This is a genomic window from Streptomyces sp. NBC_00597 (assembly GCF_041431095.1).
Classification (GTDB): Bacteria; Actinomycetota; Actinomycetes; order Streptomycetales; family Streptomycetaceae; genus Streptomyces.
Genome location: NZ_CP107757.1, coordinates 959612 through 976103, shown reverse-complemented (window position 1 = coordinate 976103; position 16492 = coordinate 959612). Strand labels below are relative to the sequence as shown.

8 protein-coding genes are annotated in these 16492 nt (G+C 71.2%); 7 read left to right on the top strand and 1 reads right to left on the bottom strand.

From position 1 onward, the window contains the following. Nucleotides 1-1182: 1182 nt before the first annotated feature. Entirely contained in the window at nt 1183-1455 is a 273-nt protein-coding gene (locus OG974_RS04055) for a hypothetical protein (RefSeq protein ID WP_327279591.1), read from the bottom strand. Nucleotides 1456-1606: 151 nt separating this feature from the next. Between OG974_RS04055 and OG974_RS04050 the strand changes: the two genes are divergently transcribed. The 7 genes from OG974_RS04050 (at nt 1607) to OG974_RS04020 (ending at nt 16189) form a co-directional block, all read left to right on the top strand. Beyond that, the gene (locus OG974_RS04050) at nt 1607-3307 is read left to right on the top strand and encodes a hemopexin repeat-containing protein (RefSeq protein WP_266635033.1); all 1701 of its coding nucleotides are present in this window, start codon (nt 1607-1609) and stop codon (nt 3305-3307) included. 55 nt (nt 3308-3362) lie between these two features. After that, entirely contained in the window at nt 3363-5012 is a 1650-nt protein-coding gene (locus OG974_RS04045; RefSeq protein WP_327279589.1) for a hemopexin repeat-containing protein, read from the top strand. 86 nt (nt 5013-5098) lie between these two features. Beyond that, nucleotides 5099-7858: a DUF6603 domain-containing protein gene (locus OG974_RS04040; protein ID WP_371646727.1), complete on the top strand. Its 2760-nt coding sequence runs from the start codon at nt 5099-5101 to the stop codon at nt 7856-7858. Between the two features lie 36 nt (nt 7859-7894). Continuing rightward, on the top strand, nt 7895-10237 hold the full coding sequence (locus OG974_RS04035) for a hypothetical protein (protein ID WP_327279587.1): 2343 nt from the start codon (nt 7895-7897) through the stop codon (nt 10235-10237). Continuing rightward, nucleotides 10234-13956: a hypothetical protein gene (locus OG974_RS04030; protein ID WP_371645410.1), complete on the top strand. Its 3723-nt coding sequence runs from the start codon at nt 10234-10236 to the stop codon at nt 13954-13956. The genes OG974_RS04035 and OG974_RS04030 overlap by 4 nt, the downstream gene beginning before the upstream one ends. After that, nucleotides 13953-15107, top strand: coding sequence for a hypothetical protein (locus tag OG974_RS04025; RefSeq protein ID WP_327279585.1), 1155 nt, complete (start codon nt 13953-13955; stop codon nt 15105-15107). The genes OG974_RS04030 and OG974_RS04025 overlap by 4 nt, the downstream gene beginning before the upstream one ends. After that, the gene (locus OG974_RS04020) at nt 15104-16189 is read left to right on the top strand and encodes a hypothetical protein (protein WP_327279584.1); all 1086 of its coding nucleotides are present in this window, start codon (nt 15104-15106) and stop codon (nt 16187-16189) included. Before OG974_RS04025 ends, OG974_RS04020 begins: the two co-directional genes overlap by 4 nt. The last annotated feature ends 303 nt before the right edge of the window (nt 16190-16492 follow it).

Sequence of the window (16492 nt, the reverse complement as noted above, 5' to 3'; positions counted from 1 at the left end):
GGTTCCGAACGCTGGGTAATTGGTAGCACCACCCACGGATTGATCAACGGTTTCTGCATAGTCCGTTCATTCCAAAGAGTCGCCACATGTGATGATCCGATACCGATGGCGGCTCGATATCCGCAGACAATGAGCGGCAGGTGACATGGGTCCGGTTCACCTTCGCCTGCATTTCGCGCGGGAACAGGGGATGGTCCTGCTCGGCAACCGGGTGCTGGTGCGTTGGTCCACATGGGGTGAGTCCCTGCAGGAGATCCTGGGCCTCGGCGAGGCTGCGTACGGCCGGGACGACGCTCTTGATTCACCGTCTCATTTCCTTTTCCGGGACCGCGTCGGGTGAACGACCCTGACGGGCGTCCCAAATTCTGAAACTCCGAGCTCCCCCCGCTCGTCCCTGGACTCTGGTGAGAGCGCGAGGCTAACTACCGGGTGAGGTCGTAGGCTCTATCCGGTCACAGGCGAGACGCACAGGGCACGCCACGCGCCTGCCGGAGGCGAGACCGGACCGACAGGGCGCACGGCGAACGGTGTTGCGGGATTGCGGTGGGTTCACACAGCGCAACCGCGCCCCACAGGGCGCGGTTGCCACCGGCGCAGACGATGGGCACGCGGTACGTCCCCTCCCAGAGGCTGGCGGTGTACCGGTAACCGTCGCCGCAGTCGACCCAGATGGTGAAGCGATACCTCCGCATGGAGGGCGGCGACGAAGCCGACTTCATCAACGGCAGAGAACCCTGATACTGGGCGCCGGCCCCCACGTCACCGTCGGCACCACCCACGCCGCGACGAGCGCGCGCTGGTGCGGCGGGAGTTTGCATCGTCGGTCACCCTCGCGGGTGAAGATGAGCATCGTGACCCACTCGACGAGGGCGTGGGGCAGGTCAAGTTCGGCTGGATGGGGAACTAACGAGGCTCCAGTGCCGATGGGTTGAGACTTCGAACACCTCCCTCAACGGCACGGGAGCCTCGTGCGTTGCGGCCACACCTCGACCTCGCCTACCTCACCCGATCGGTGGCCACGCTGAAAAGGCTCATTGAAGGACACCGCCCCCCTTCCTGACCATCACGACGCAAGGAGGACACCTACGGCTTCAAGCACTGGTACACCCTCAGGCCGTCATCGTCGACCGAACATGCTCGTCCGCGTCTCAGGCAGCCTCGTAGCTCATCCGGAGCAACGGCTCAGCGCGACTTCTCGTCGTGCAGTGCCAGGTCGAGGACGGTGTAGACCAGACGCCACTGGTCGTCCATGGCGAGAGCGACCGTGATGCCCTGGTGGCGGACCGTGGTGGTGTGGACGTAGGAGCGGTCGATGTAGACCTTGAGCAGATGCTGTTCGCCGGCAAAGCGTCTCCTCGTGCAGGCAGTGCTGCGGTAGCGAAAGGGCGTCTGACCTGCGCCGCTGCCCTGCCGCGAGCGCGGACACACGATTCCCGGCGCGTGATCCAACGTCAAGGTGCCCCATCCGGACAACGGCCGGAAACTGGCTGCCCGCCCGGGGGCTCCTTCGGCGCCGATTACCCTCAAAAGTGGCCTATAAGCGACTGTTGACGGTATGTGTGTGCGTCGATAAAGCTTCTGGCCGGACCGATTCGAGGAGCCATCCATGTCGGGGCATGTCATCGACGCGTTCTTCACTGTCACCGATGAGAAGGAGGGGCTCAGGATCGGCTACGCCGTGCAGGGCGGCCGGATCGCCCGCTGGGACTGGACCGGGAAGCGGATGTACGACGTCGACGCGGTGCCGCTCGCACAGCGCTGGCCGCAGCTGCCGGAGGCATTCCGGCAGGGAATCGACGCCGCCCTCACCACGCAGGCGGACAACCCCTGGACGTGGGTGTTCCGGGGCCCGCAGTGCCTGATGCTCAATCCGCTGGACGGCTCCGTCGCCCAGGTCAGCACCATCGCCGCCCGCTTTCCCGGGTTACCGGCCGCCTTCGCTCAGGGCATCGACGCGGCCCTGCCCGCCCCCGGCGTCGGGGCGGGCGTCAACGAGGTGTACTTCTTCAGCGGCTCCCAGTGCGTCCGCTACGACCTGCGCGTACCGGCGCCGGTCGAGGTGAAGACCATCGCCCAGGTGTGGACCGGACTGACCGCTAAGGCGCCGGAGTTCGCCCACGGGCTCGGCGCGGCGACGGTGGATCCTGGCACCGGGAAGTGCTACCTCTTCCGGGGCGGCGACTACACCGAGGGCACGCTGGCCGACACGACCATCCGCGAGAACGCGGCCGCGGTGGGCAACGCGGCGTGGCCCGGACTGCTGCCGGCATTCACCCGCGGCCATGTGATCATCTGGGCAGACGGTAGGCCGGTCGCCCTCGACCTGGAGACCGGGCAGAGCGAACAGGTGCCGACCGGTGTCCTCGCCGGGGCGCCGGTCACCAGCCCGGACGGCCGCTACCTGTACCTGACCTACAACGATCGGTTTTCCTGCTACGACATGGCCACCGCGCAGGTCCGCTGGCACAGCACTCGCGTGACGGACGGGAGGCGCGCTGTCTTCAGCCGGGACGGCGGCCGTATGTACTTCGTGTCCAAGAGCACCTGGAAGCTCAATGTCGTCGATCCGGCCGGACCGGATCTGGTAGCCGAGATCGGCCTGCACGACTACGACGGCACGAGGGAAGGGGAGGCGAACGACTTGGACGGCGACGGTCCCGCGACCCGGTCCACGCCGCCCGATGAGGCTCAGGAGAACGGGCAGCCCCTCTCGGAGTTCCTCCCGGGCTGGCAGGACGCGCCACCTGTGGCGCTCTCCCCGGACGGTGCCATGGCATACGTCGGATTCCACTTCCGCAGGTTGGGCGACGACATCTACCGCATCCTCGAAGTCGACCTGGAGCAGCGGAAGGTACTGCAGACCTTTCACCTCCCCGACGCCGGTGCGCCTCTCGACGTGGCGATCGACGCGGGCGGGCGGATCGCCCATGTCGCCCAGGAGCGCGGCACGTGCGCGATCGATCTGTACACCGGCGCCATCGCCTGGCAGGACGTGCTCCCACCGTGCCGGGCGATGAAGCTCACGCCCGACGGCGGTGAACTGTGGTGTCTGCCCGCCGCAGACCGGGGCGGCGTGCTGGTCGCCGCCTCGGACGGCCATACCGTCCTGCGGCGCATTTCGCTCGGCGCAGGTAACGGCCTCGGCACCGGCTTGGATCTTGAATTCAACCACTTCGGGACATACGCCTTCGTCCTGCTGGGACCCGGAGGAGTGGCGGTGGTCGACGTCGCCGCCCGCCGGACGACCGTCAACCACTACGTCTCCTTCCCGTACCTCGGCCCCCGGTTCGCCTACACCACCTACTGAACAAGCGCCCCAGCCACCCCACCCCCTTGACCCGTACTGCAGAGGGAGTTCCGTCGTGCCCGAGGCCCCGCCCGTCATCGATGCCTTCTTCACCGTCACGGAGAACGGCCGGGAAACCGGTTTCGTCACCCGGGGCGGACGCGCCGCCCGGTTCGACTGGGACACGGGCCGGATGGCGGACGGCGCCCGTCCGCTGGAGCGGATGTGGCCCGCGCTGCCGGCCGCGTTCCGCTCCGGGTTCGACGCGGTGCTGGTCACCGCCGACCCGTGGTCGATGGTTTTCCGCGGCGCGCAGTGCCTGCTACTGAACCCGCTGGACGGCTCCGTCGCCGAGGTCAGCACCATCGCCGCCCGTCTGCCGGGGCTGCCGCAGCCGTTTCCGCAAGGTATCGACGCGGCCCTGGCGAGTGGTGCGGGGCAGGAGGTGTACCTCTTCGCGGGCGATCAGTGCGCCCGCTACGACCTGCGCGCCATGAACGTGGTGGAGGTGGCGCCGCTGGAGCGGATGTGGCCCGGACTCGCCCAGCACGCGCCGGCGTTCACCGCCGGGATCGACGCCGCCGTCAGCCGTCCCTCCCAGGGCGCCTTCCACTTCTTCCACGCTGCCGATTCCACCCGGGGGACGCTCGCTACCCGCACGGTCACCGAGACCGCCCGGCCCGTGGACGACACGACCTGGCCCGGTCTGGTACCGACGTTCGCCCCCGGCTTCGCCTATGTGCAGGTCGGCCGAAACATCGATGTGATCGACCTGGAAAGCGACCGGGATGTCGAAACCCTGGACATCAACCCGCACAGCGACTCGACCACCGCCCTGCAGGTGAGTCCGGACGGGCGGCTGCTGTACGTATGGACCCACACGCAGCGTCTGTGCCTGGACACCACCACTCGCCGGATCGTTGCCGACCTGCCCTTCGCAAGCGGCGAATCCCCGGCATGCGGAGTCACGTTCAGCGCCGGGGCGTCGCTGGTGCACGGCGCCACGAAGAACTGGGAGCAGGGCAAGCTCTATCTGGACACCTTCCGGGCCGGTACCACGGAACGCACCCAGCGCGTCGAACTTCGCGCCCAGGACCTGCGTGCCGCGCTGTCCGCGCAGGACGACGGCGCCGATCTGAAGGCCAGTGGCATCGGGGCCGACATGGGCTCGGCCGTGGCCTCTCCCGACGACCGGTTCGTGTACCTCGGCGTGGATCTCGACGGCCGGGGAGCGGTCGTCGAGGTGGACGTGCGGGCCGGCCGGCTGCGCCAGGCGTTCCGCATGCCTGCGGGCAACGCGTTTACCATCGCCCTTTCCCCGGACGGCGTCCATCTGCACGCCGCAGGCCGGGAAGGCGTCTGCACCTTCGACGTCCGGAACGGGGCGGTCGTCCGCCAGGGTGTGCTTCCCGGCTGCACGGCGCTGGCTGTCTCGCGCGGCGGCGACGGTCTGTACTGCCTGCCCTGGGACTGGGACACCAAGGAGGGCCTGCTCATCGCCGACCCGCTCAGCCATGCCGTCCGCCGCCGCATCCCGGTCGGCGGCTCGGGCGGCCCCGGCCACCCGCATGCCATCGCCTTCGACTACGCGGGCACGTTCGCCTTCCTCAGCGAAGAACACGCCAACGCCGTGGTGATCGTCGACACCGAGACGTACGACATGGTGCGGGCCATCCCGACGCGCGACGGCCAGCGCCCGATGAGCATCGCCGTCGGCCCGTACTGACCCGCGACCGGACCCGCCACCACTACCTCGACCCCGTAGACCCGGACCGGCCCCCACGGGGCCAAGGGGGAACGATCAACGTGACCATGGCCGCACCCGAACGCGTCACCCTCCGCGAGATGCTGGAGGAGATCGAATCAGTCGACCTGGAGCTCCCCGACGAGCTCGTCCCGTACCTGGAGAACGTCCACTTCTACGACGGACTGCCCGGCCGGGACAAGCTGATCACGGCCCAGTTCCCGGGATATCTCGACCAGCCGGGCGGCCCCAATCCGGTCGACGCCGTGTTCCTCAAGACGTACAGCCTCGGTACCGAAAAGATCAGTGCCTTCATTCTCAGCGTGCGGGTCGGGTTTGACGGCTCCACTCTTCCGCTAGTTGGCGAGGGCATTCCGGAAGGTGCCCTCACCTTCCCGCTGCTGCGCGTGCTGTACATCTCCCAGCAGTTCGACACGGCCCAGACCGACCATCTGAACACTCTGCTCGCCGAGTACGGTCTCGCCGAGCCCGTCTTCCCCCGGCCCAACGCGACGTCCGACAACGTATGGGAGAAAGGCGTCACTGCCGTCGTCACCTGGAAGGTCGACGGCGGCGAGATGCCGGGGATCGCCATCCGCTCAGACAAGGAGAAGAAGGAGGAGGAGCCGCCGGAGCCCGACAAGGAAGTCGCCCTGCCCGGGCTTCCCCTGTCGTACGGGCCGCTGGAGATCGCGGCCCTGAAGCGGGGCAAGGACAAGAAGGGCCTTCGCCTCTACTTCACCGGGGAAATCCGCATCGCCGGCTCGGTGTTCGCGCTCGACGGCCTCGGGCTGGTCATCCCGCTCAAGATGGGAATGAGGCCCCAGCCACAGCTGGCCGGTGCCTCGCTCGCGCTGCGCCGCAGCGCGCCGCCGATGGCCATCGACGCGGCGCTGCGCTGGGCGGGCGGCAAGGACGACGAGATCGCCGGCGGGCTGATGGGCCTGGTCAGGGTAACCACACCGATGGTGGAGATCATGGGTGCGGGCGCCTTCGCGCGGGCCACGGCTGGGTACAACACCGTGTTCCTCTATCTGGAGGCGTTGCTGGCGGGCGGACGGTCACTGTTCGGGCCACCACCGTTCACCGTCACCGGCCTGTCCGGCGGCTTCGGCTTCAACAGCCGGGTGGTCCCGCCCGAAATCCACCGGCTGCCCGACTTTCCGCTGATCGGGCGGCTCAACGCCGCCCCGGCCCTGCCCGGCGCGCCCGCGCCGGAGCCTCCCGATCCGATGGACATGCTCGACCGGCTCGCCGGGCCGAACGGCTGGGTGCGGCCCGAGGAGGGCTCGTACTGGGTGGCCGTCGGCGTGCGGTTCACCTCCTTCCGGTTCATCGAGACGCAGGCTCTCGCGCTCATCGAGTTCGGGAACCGGCTCAACCTGATGCTGCTGGGCCGTACGTCCATCAGCCTGCCGAAGAACACCGTCCCCGGGGCGAAGGAGCACGCGCGGCTCAACATCGACCTGCGGCTGGCCTATCTCTCCGACCGCGACCTGCTCGCCCTGGACGTGGCGGTCGGCGAGGGCTCGTACATCTTCGACCCGGGCTGCCGGCTCACCGGCGGAATCGCCCTGTACGTCTGGACGGGCGGCGACAGCGCCGGTGACTTCGTCATCAGCCTGGGCGGCTACCACCCGCAGTTCGCGAAGCCGCCCCACTATCCGGTGCCCGCCCGCCTCGGGCTGGAGTGGAACCCGTGCGGCCGGGTCACCGTCCGCGCCACCGGCTACACGGCGCTCACCCCGGGCGCCGTGATGTTCGGCGGAGCGCTCGTCGCCCGCTACGAGAAGGGCGCGGTGAGCGCCTGGTTCACGGCCCATCTGGACGCGCTCATCCAGTGGAAGCCGTTCTACCTCGACCTCGCCCTGGGCATCTCGATCGGGGTGGCCGCCACGATCAAGATCCCGATCGTGAAGATCAAGGTACGGGTGTCCTTGGAACTCGGCATCGACCTGCAACTGTGGACCCCGCCCATGGGCGGCCGGGTCACCCTCAAGGTGTGGTTCATCTCCCTCTCCTTCGACTTCGGCTCCTCCCGCAAGGGCGCCCCTCCCGTGCCGTGGGGCGATTTCCAGACGCAGCTGCCCGCGCCGGTGCGGACCAAGACGGAGAAAGGCGCCCTGCTGGACGTCGACCCGGAGGAGACTGCGGCACGCAGCGCGGCGCGGGCTCCGCTGCTGGTCTCCCCGGACGGCTTCGTGTTCTCCACGGAATCCGCGCTGCCCGCCTCCCAGGTTCTGGTCAACGGTGTGGAGTACGCCACCGGGGACCCCGTGGACATCCGGCCGATGCGCCGGAGCGGGGTCACCTCCAAGCACCTGGTGCGGATCCAGCGGGGCGTCGGGAATCCCGAGGACTTCGACCCGAAGTACAACGAGTGGGACGTCACCGTGATCCGCCGTGGGCTTCCCCGCTCCCTGTGGGGCAGCCCCTTGGAGGATCCGGAGGCGGGGAGGGACGAGCCCGGCCTGGTGCCCGACCTGATCACCGGTCTGCGCTTCGAGGTGCCCTCGCCCGAGCTCGTCGAGGGACTCGGCCCGGTCAGTTCCCGATCCCTCGGCTTCGACCCCTTGCGGAACGGCGTGATCCCGCTGCGGAACGCCGATCCCGCCGGGCCGGCCCCGCGTGACGAGGACGACACCATCACCGTGATCGCCGAAACCCTCGACGCCGCGGAGACCGTCGCCGGGCGCGGCGCCGTCCTCACGGCCCTGGGCCGGCTGGGCGTCTCGCCCGGCGCGGACGCGGACTCGCCGCTCACGGCCTACGCGGGCCTGGCCACGCGCACCATGACCAGCGTGCCGATGGCCGTCCACGCCGCCTGATCCCCCACCCCCTCACCCACCTCGGAGGTGACCACCGTGCGGGAGACCGACGGTCCAGAGCTCCATGTCTTCTTCCATGACCACCTCATCCCGCACGCGGGCGCCGGCGTCTACACGGTGGTCGCCACCCATGAGCTGTACGACGAGAACGGCGACCGCCTGGACACCGCGCCCCCGCTGCCGGTCAGTGAGCAGGCGTTCGAGGTCCGTCCGGCCCGGTTCGTCCTGGACGACGGCTCCGTGCACGCCTACTACCCGCCGGAGGGCAGCTCCGGCTCGTACGACAACGTGCTGCCGCACATCACCCTGACCCGGGCCGTCCTGCCCTGGGACCGGGAGCTGACACCCAATTCCCGGTCGCGCGCCCACGCGCCGTGGATCGCGCTGCTGGTCTTCCGCCAGGGTGAACTGCCCGACGACCCCGGCGCGCTCGGCGAGACCGTGACGCGCACCGTCGGGGAACTGCGGGTCACCGCTGATTCCGGCGTCATCGGCCCCGCCCTGCGCTGGCCGCTTCCGGCGGACGTCGAGGCGAGCAAGTGCCGGACCATCGACGTGCCAGCCGAGGTGTTCCGCGCGGTGGCGCCCTGGCAGGACGAGATGTACTACCTCGCGCACGTGAGGGACGTGAAGCCACCCGAGAGCCGCGCCGGGGAGGAGAAGATCGCCGAGGGCCGGTACGCGGTCGTCACCGCCAACCGGTTCCCCCGCGTCCCGGGCCGGTACGTGGCCCACCTGGTATCCCTGGAGGGTTACGAGCCGCATCTGACGCCCGACCCGCCCGCCGGGCACGACACCGTACGGCTGGTGTCCCTGCACGCGTGGTCCTTCCAGCACGACCCGTTCGGCGTGCTCGACACCGGCGCGCTGCTGAAGAAGCTCGTCGACCCGGGCCACCAGGACCCGGAGGGTGACGAGCAGCTCGCCCTCCGGCTCCCCGTGCCCCCGCCCGGCCAGGGCGAGGACGCGGCCACGGCGTACGCACGCCGCAGGCTCGCGCTGGGGCATGTCCCGGTGGCGTACCGCACCCTGTCCGGGGAGCTCACCTACGCCTGGTACCGGGGGCCGGCCGCTCCGGTCACCGCCCCCGAGGTCCCCGGCCAGGCGTTCGAACAGGGGCACACCACTTCCGACCACGCCCTGGTGTACGAGCGCGAGCACGGCCTGTTCGACGTGAGTTACGCGGCCGCGTGGACCCTCGGCCGTACCGCGGCGCTCGCCGATCCGTCCTTCGCCTCCGAGATGACGCGGGCGCGCCGGGAGCTGGCCAACCAGGCCGTGGTGATCCGGGCGACCGCCGGTGATCCGGCGCGCTCGCGCAGCGGCACCGGGCCCGGGGCGAGCGGGGTTCGGGGCCTCGGCGGGCTGCTGGAGCTCGCCGAACCGGCGGACGGACGCTCCCTCGCGGAGGCGTTCGCCGCGCCGCCCGACGACGAGGCGACCGAAGAGCCCTTCCCGGCCGAAACTCCGCGTCCCCGGCGTGACCGGGCCGCCGGGGAGGCCGCGCTCGTCTCCGCCCGCGCGGTGGAACTGCTGTCGGCGACGGCCGCGGGCTCGGCCCGCTCGCTCGCCGAGTGGCTGGACCGGCTCGCGCTGCTGCACGGCATCCCGTTCCACCACCTCGTCCCCGACGAGCGGATGCTGCCGGCCGAGTCGCTGCGCATGTTCCGCATCGACCGGGCGTGGCTCAAGGCCGTGGTCGCCGGAGCCTCCGACCTCGGGCTGCACACCACCACCGACCTCGACGTCGACCGGCATCTGCGCGCGGCGGTCGCGAGCCGCCGCACTCCCGGGCGGGAGCCCGAGGCCGGACTCCTGATCCGCTCCGCCCTGGTGCGGGCCTGGCCCGAATTCCTGCTCGCCGCGTACCTGAACGGGGAGAAGGTGACGATCCTGCGGCAGGACCGGCTCGCCGAGGACACCCTCATCGCGCTGTTCGACACGGTGCCCGACCGCGTGGACATCCTGGAACCGGGCCAGGGCATCCACTTCGGCATCGACGAAGGGGACGTCGTCTCCCTGCGCAGCATCGGCGGCGCGGACGCCCCGCCCCTGGGCGCACCCCTGGAGGCGTACTTCCCCGACCCCGAGGACCCGGACGCGGGCACCGTCTTCACCCGCTACCTGCGGTCCCGGCCCATCGGGGAGACCCCGGACGTGCTGCGGCTGCGCGGCGACGACGGTCTCGTGCCGGAGCTCGCCGGCGCGTTCGGCAGGGAGGGCGACGAGCGGGACCTCACCCCCGCCGAGTTCGCCGTGAACCTGGTCAACGCCCCGCAGTTGCAGCGGCTGACGCCAGGCGGCGCTCCGTACGTCCCGTCCGGTAGCGGCACCACGCCGGCAGCCCCCGTCCCCGCCACCGACCGGAGCCCCGCATGACCGAGTCCCCCCTCACTCCTCCCGTGGCACCGGACCTGATCGTCCCCGTGCAGCTGCACGCCCTGACCGTCAGCGAACCGGAGTCCGACCCCGGGTACTTCCAGCGCTTCGGGCCCAACTTCACCAAGATGCTTGAGGAGAAGAAGGCGGCCGAACCCGAGCCCGGCAGGGGCACCCAGGCCCCCGGTACCGGCGTCTATCTGCAGTGGCAGCTGCCCGAGGCGCTGGCCACGGCCCACTACGACCCGGACACCGAGGAGACGACCCTGCCCCTGGTGCCCAACCGGTGGCTGGTGGTCCGCCATCACCGGGTGCCTTCCGGCCGGCCCGGCGCCGGGGAGGTGCGGGCCGCCGCGTGGCTGATCCACAGCGACTACCTCGAGTACGCCCACTACGACAGCGCGCACGGACCCGGCGAAGCCGCCTTCCTGTCGGACGACCCGGAAACCGGCGCACAGCGTGAGGACTGGCTGGGCCGGGCCGTCGACCTGCGCGTCGAGGAGTGGCGGGAGCCCGACAACGCCCCGGACCTGTTCCTGACCGCCGCCGGCCCCGGCCTGCTGGCCTTCGCCGGCTTCCAGCCGTACCACCCGAACGTCTTCTCCTTCCACGACACCCTCAAGGACCTGGAGGGGTACGGGCACAACGAGCCCGCTCCCACCACCCTGAGCTACTGCGCGATCGGCTGGTACTCCGACGACGACGGGGACATCCTGCGCCGGGCCGCCGACATTCCCGGACTGCTGCCCCCGGTCGTCAACGGTCCCGCCGACGTGCTGCGCGCCCTGGGCTGGGCGCTGCCCGGCCTCACGGACCGCGACGACGACGGCGCTGATGCCGCCGAAGGACCGGCTCCCGGCCCGGTACGGACCGTGTACAGCGGCACCGCGCTCGGCATTCCCTGGGACTATTACGAGACGTACGCGTCGGCGCGGCCCAAGGACTACAAACCGAGGGTGGCCGTCGGGCACAGCACCGGCGACGCGTTCGCCGCGCTCACCCACCGCCGCACCCGGTCGGCCCGGACCGCCGGTCTGGTCAAGGCGCTCTACCACGGCTCCATCGACAGCCACGACCTCCCCGACGGCGCCGCCGAGCTGGAACGCGCCGCGCACACCGCGACGTTCGGCGCCGCGGCGGGCGGTACGACCTGGGTCCTCGTCCCCCGTCCGGGTGGTGGCGACGAGGGCCTCAACGGGCCCGTTCCCCCGCATCTGGTCGACCCGCCGGAGTGGCTGCACCAGCTCAACACAGACCAGCGGGAGTTCGACGCCCTCACCATCGAGCTGGCCGGGCTGCGCGAGCGGCTGCGCACCCTGTGGTGGCTGAAGGAGCTGCCGGGCGACCACCCCGAGGGCTTCGACAGCGAGGCGGCCGCCCAGCTCGACCCGGAGGCCGACGGCAGCCCGGCCCGGCGGGCCGCGGCCGTCGCCCGGCGCCTCGCGGAGCTCGCCCTGGTCATTCCGCACGGCACCACCTCCGAGGAGGTCGAGGCCGCCATCGAGGGCTTCAGCCGGACCAAGCGCCTGCCGCCGGAGCTGGAACTGCGCCGCACCTTCGAGGAGTCGTACCACCGCACCAGCGACCCGGTGGTCGTCGTCGAGGGCGCCGGCGTCGGCGCACCCCTGACGCGCGACCCGGACGACCCGCTGCCCTGCCGCACGGTGGAGGGGCTCCTCGAGACGATCCGGGCGGGCGACGAGCAGTGGGCCCCGCCCGCCGCACTGCCCCCGCTGGACCTGGTCGAGGAGACCTCCCCGCTCGAACTGCCGGTGCTGCCCGCCCCCGGCCGGGCACTGCTCGCCGAGTTCGCCCTGCTGGACCGCGCCGCCCGCACCGCCGACCCGGACGAGCCGGGGCGCACCGTCCTGGACACCGCGCTCGCCGATCCGGAGCAGCGACTGACCGGCACACCCGCCGAGTACACGGCGGTGTGGATCCAACCCTGGCTGCCCATGTACCTCCAGTGGGACCTGCGCTACTGCCCCGCGCCCTATATGACAGGCGAGCGGGTCAACTGGACCTTCGACGGCGAGCGGTACACCTGGACGGGCGAGGGCGCGGACCCCGGCAACGGCCAGGACGGTCCCGAGTGGATCTCCTTCGCCAACCGGGCGTTCCTCACGCCCAGCGTGCCCCACGTGCTGGCCGCCCAGACGAAGCGGCTGGCCCGCACGTACGGGCAGGCCGGCGCGGCGGTGCTGTCCCGGCTGCGGGCCGGGCTCGGGAATCTGGACCTGCTGTCCCAGACGCTCGACGGTTTCAACGACCATCTGCTGATGCGGGACACCGGGGCCCGCCAGTTCACCCCGGACGACGTCCTCGCGCTGATCGGCGAGGCCGGGCACGTCGCCGCGCCGGGAACCCTGAACGACGACGCCCGCTTCCGGTTCCAGCCCCTGCGGGCCGGCCAGTTCTACTTCCGCGACCTGCGCATCATCGACCGCTTCGGCCGGTGCGCCGTCCTCACCGCGGTCGACGGCGAGGAGCATCTGAAGTTCAAGCCGGTGCGCAGCGCGGAGGCCACGCCGAGCGAGCCGCTCAGGGAGAACATCAACGCGCCCGCGCGGTTCGTCCAGCTGCCGCCGCGCCTGCTGCAGGAGGCCCGGACCCGGCTGCGCCTCACATCCGGGATGGACGGTCGTACGGCTTCCGCGCCGGCCGGACCGTCGGCGCTGTCCGGCTGGCTGCTCGTCAACCACCTCGACAAGACCCTGCTGGTGTACGGGCCCGGGGGCGAGCCCCTGGGCGAACTGCGGGTGATCCGCACCTCGCGGACCGAGCAGCGCACCGAGTGGACGCGCCTGCCGTCCTCCCCGTACGAGCACGCGTCGGACCTGGAAGCCCACCACCCGCACCTGGCCGGGATGGTCGCCGGGCTGCTCGGGCCCATCGGTCCCTTCCAGGCGCTGATGGCCACCATCAACGAGCGGCTCGGCGAGACGACGGACGCCGGCACCGGAGACACGGCCGTCCCCGCCCGGCTCGTCGGCCGCCCGGTCGCCGTCTACCGGGCCCGGATCGACCTGGAACTCAAGGGAGAACCGCTCACCAACCCCGGCTGGCACCACGCACTGGACCCGGAGCGGGAGGAGTACCCCGCCTACACCTGGCCGGTCCGGCTCGGCGACCCGTACCTGCTGACCGACGGACTCATCGGCTACTACGCTCCCGCCGACGGGTCGCCGGAGCGCGCCGACTACAGCACCCTGTACGTCACCGCGGAGAGGCCGGACGACCCCTATCTGACCTCGATCGGCAACGGGGCGTCGCTGGCGCTGCCGGCGCGAGAGCCCGGCAAGGAGGTCTCCCACCACATCACCGTCCTCGCCGACCCGCACAACCCCGTGCACGCCACCACCGGCATCCTGCCCGTGGTCGACCTCACCCTCCCCGCCGAACACGTCGAGACCGCGCTGCGCCGCATCCGGGCCGCCTTCCGGCTCGGCCCGCTGCTCGCCCCGGTCCGTACCCCGGCCGCTCCCGAGGAGGAGCGCCGCTCCGGCGACGGGGAGCACGAGGGACTCGTGATGATCCGGCCGGCCTCCTGGCACGGCGAGTGGACCTGGGCCGAACCGGAGGCGGAAGGCGGCGCCGTCCGCTGGACGGAGCGCCCGCTGCTCGCCGCCGACTCCGCGCCCCACCCCGACGACCCGGCACCGCAGGCCCGCGCCGGCTATCTGATGCTGCGCCCCGCCCTCGAGGAGGACCCCGCGTGACCCAGTACGCCCGCTCCCAGCAGGGCATCCTCCTCGACTACCGCTACAAGACCGTGCCGGCCACCGTCAACGTGAGTGACGGGGACGACGTACAGCCGCTCCGGCTGGAGGTGACCGTCAGCGGGCGGGCCGACGCGCACGCGCAGTGCGAGTGGGTCCGGATCACACTGCCGTACGGCGCGAAGGCCGAGGATCTCACGCTGACCGATCCGAAGGACCTGTGGACCAGTGCCGAGGGCGGGGACACCCCCGCGCACGGCGGCGGCTGGGAAGGCGACCCGCAGGCCGTGGAGAACGGACAGATCGTCATTCCCTTCACGCCCCGTCGCAAGCCCGTGCTGTTCAACGGCACCTTCGAGGTGACGCTGGTCGTCTCGTACATCGTGGTGAACGAGGCCCGCGGCATCGCCGAGATCGGCGTCACTGAGCGGACCCGGCCCAACGGGGCGGGCCCCTACGAGGAACGCCCGGCTCCGCCCTTCGTCGTCAAGAAGCACACCCCCGGGTTCTTCGTGGAGAACTTCCGCGCGTCGCACGCGTCCGTCGACAACGGCAAGTCCGTCACCCTGAAGTGGGACGGCAGCCGGGGCCCGACCTACGAGATCTACTGGGGCGAGGAGGGCTACGAGGACGTCACCAACCACGGGGGCAGCTGGGATTCCCCGTCCCTGACGAACACCACCGGCTTCATGCTGGTCGCCACCGACGCCGCCGACGGCTCGGCGCCGCTGATCCACGCGTTGACGACCGCCGTCACGGTCGAGCGCCCGCACCTCGTGGTCGGCGACCTGGAGGTGAACGGCGTCACCCGGATCCAGGGCGCCCGCGAGCGGGTGACCCTGCCCGCCGTGGGGTCCTCGCAGTACTACCGGGCCGGCACCGACGGGACACTGATCGGCTATCTCCAGGCGGCCAGCGGCGCGGCCGGCTCCGCCCTGGCCGCGACCGTCTACCGGGCCGAGACGAACGAGTACACGATGCGGTTCACGTCCGTGAACGAAAGCGGCGTGCCGCCAAAGGAAACGCCCGTCAGCGTCCCGGTGCCCGAAGGCGCGGAAGTACTGCTGTACTTCGGCGGGCAGACCGGCGACACCCTGGACCTGGTGTGGCTGCCGCAGGGCACGGGCACGTTCCAGGTGATCGACCGATGAGCGCCCCCCTGCTGTCCTACGCCCTGGAAACGGACCCCGACCCGTTCCCCGTGGGCGGCACCGCCACGCTGCGGCTGACCGCACGCGGCGGCGCACGGCCGGCATACTGCAAGCGGATCGTGGTGGCCGTGCCCACGGGAGCGGGCGCCGGCGAGCTCACCACGGCGCCGGGCTCGCTCGTCCCGGCGGTGACGGGCGGCGACGCGGCGGACCAGGGCGGCGGCTGGGACGTGGCCGTGACGACACCACCGGGAGAGGCGGTGTTCACCCTCACCCCCCGGGACGGCCGGGGCTGGCTCGCCGGCGTGACCCCGCTGACGTTCACACTCGGTCAGGTCCGGGTCAACACGGCGACCGGCACGGCACGACTGCGGATCACCGAGGAGACCTCCGCCGACGGCACGGCGTGGGCCAGCTCCGAGGCGGACCTTCCCGTGCCCAAATTCCCCGAGGGGTTCGTCTTCCGGGACCTGCGCGCGAAACGGCCCCATGTGAACAACGGGGACCGCGTCACCCTCACCTGGGAGGGCTCCCCCGCCACCTACACGATGGACTGGGGCCGCAGGCCCGTCGAGGTCACGGAGGACGGCACCTGGACCTCACCGTCGCTGCACAACACCACCGTCTTCCGGCTGGCGGCGACCCTGCCGGGCACCACCGCGGAACGGGTCCTGACCACGATGGTGACGGTGGCCCGCCCGCACCTCCGGGTCACCGACCTGCGGGCGGGCGGCCGGATCCGCAGGTTCGGGGCGAGCCGGCCCCTCGCCGCTCCCTCCCCCGGTGCCCCTGCACGCTACACGGCGCCCACCGACGGGGTACTGCTCGGCCACGTCCGGGCGCGCAACGGCGGAGAACCTGCCTCCCTCCGGGTCACGGTCCTCGCGGACGACACGCCCGTGTACGGGCAGCGGTTCGTGTCGGACAACCGGGACCGGGACCGGCTGCCCTCGGAGACCCCGTTCCATCTACCGGTGTCCGAAGGCTGCACGGTGGTCGTCTCCGCGGAGGGATCCGCGGACGACGACTTCGGCCTCACGTGGATGCCGTACGGCAACGGCCCGCTGGTGCCGCGGGAGTGACGGAGCCGGGGTGCGGCGCCCGGACTCGCGCGCCGCACCTCTCGTACCGCTGAGGTTTACCGGAGATCTCCATCGCGTGCGGTACGCCCCGCGATGTCCCTCTGTTTTACGGTCGTTGCCATGACAACCGCACTCGCTGGGGCTCGGACGGCTCCGATGGAGCGGGAGCTGGGATCCGCCCGGATATCGGTTCGACCCGCCGCGTCTCCACCGGAGCGAGAGCGCCGCAGGCCACTGCCCGGGACAGAAGCGATCACCACGTCCGAGCCCGTCAGGCAGCTGCGGCAGGAAGCCGGAGTAGCG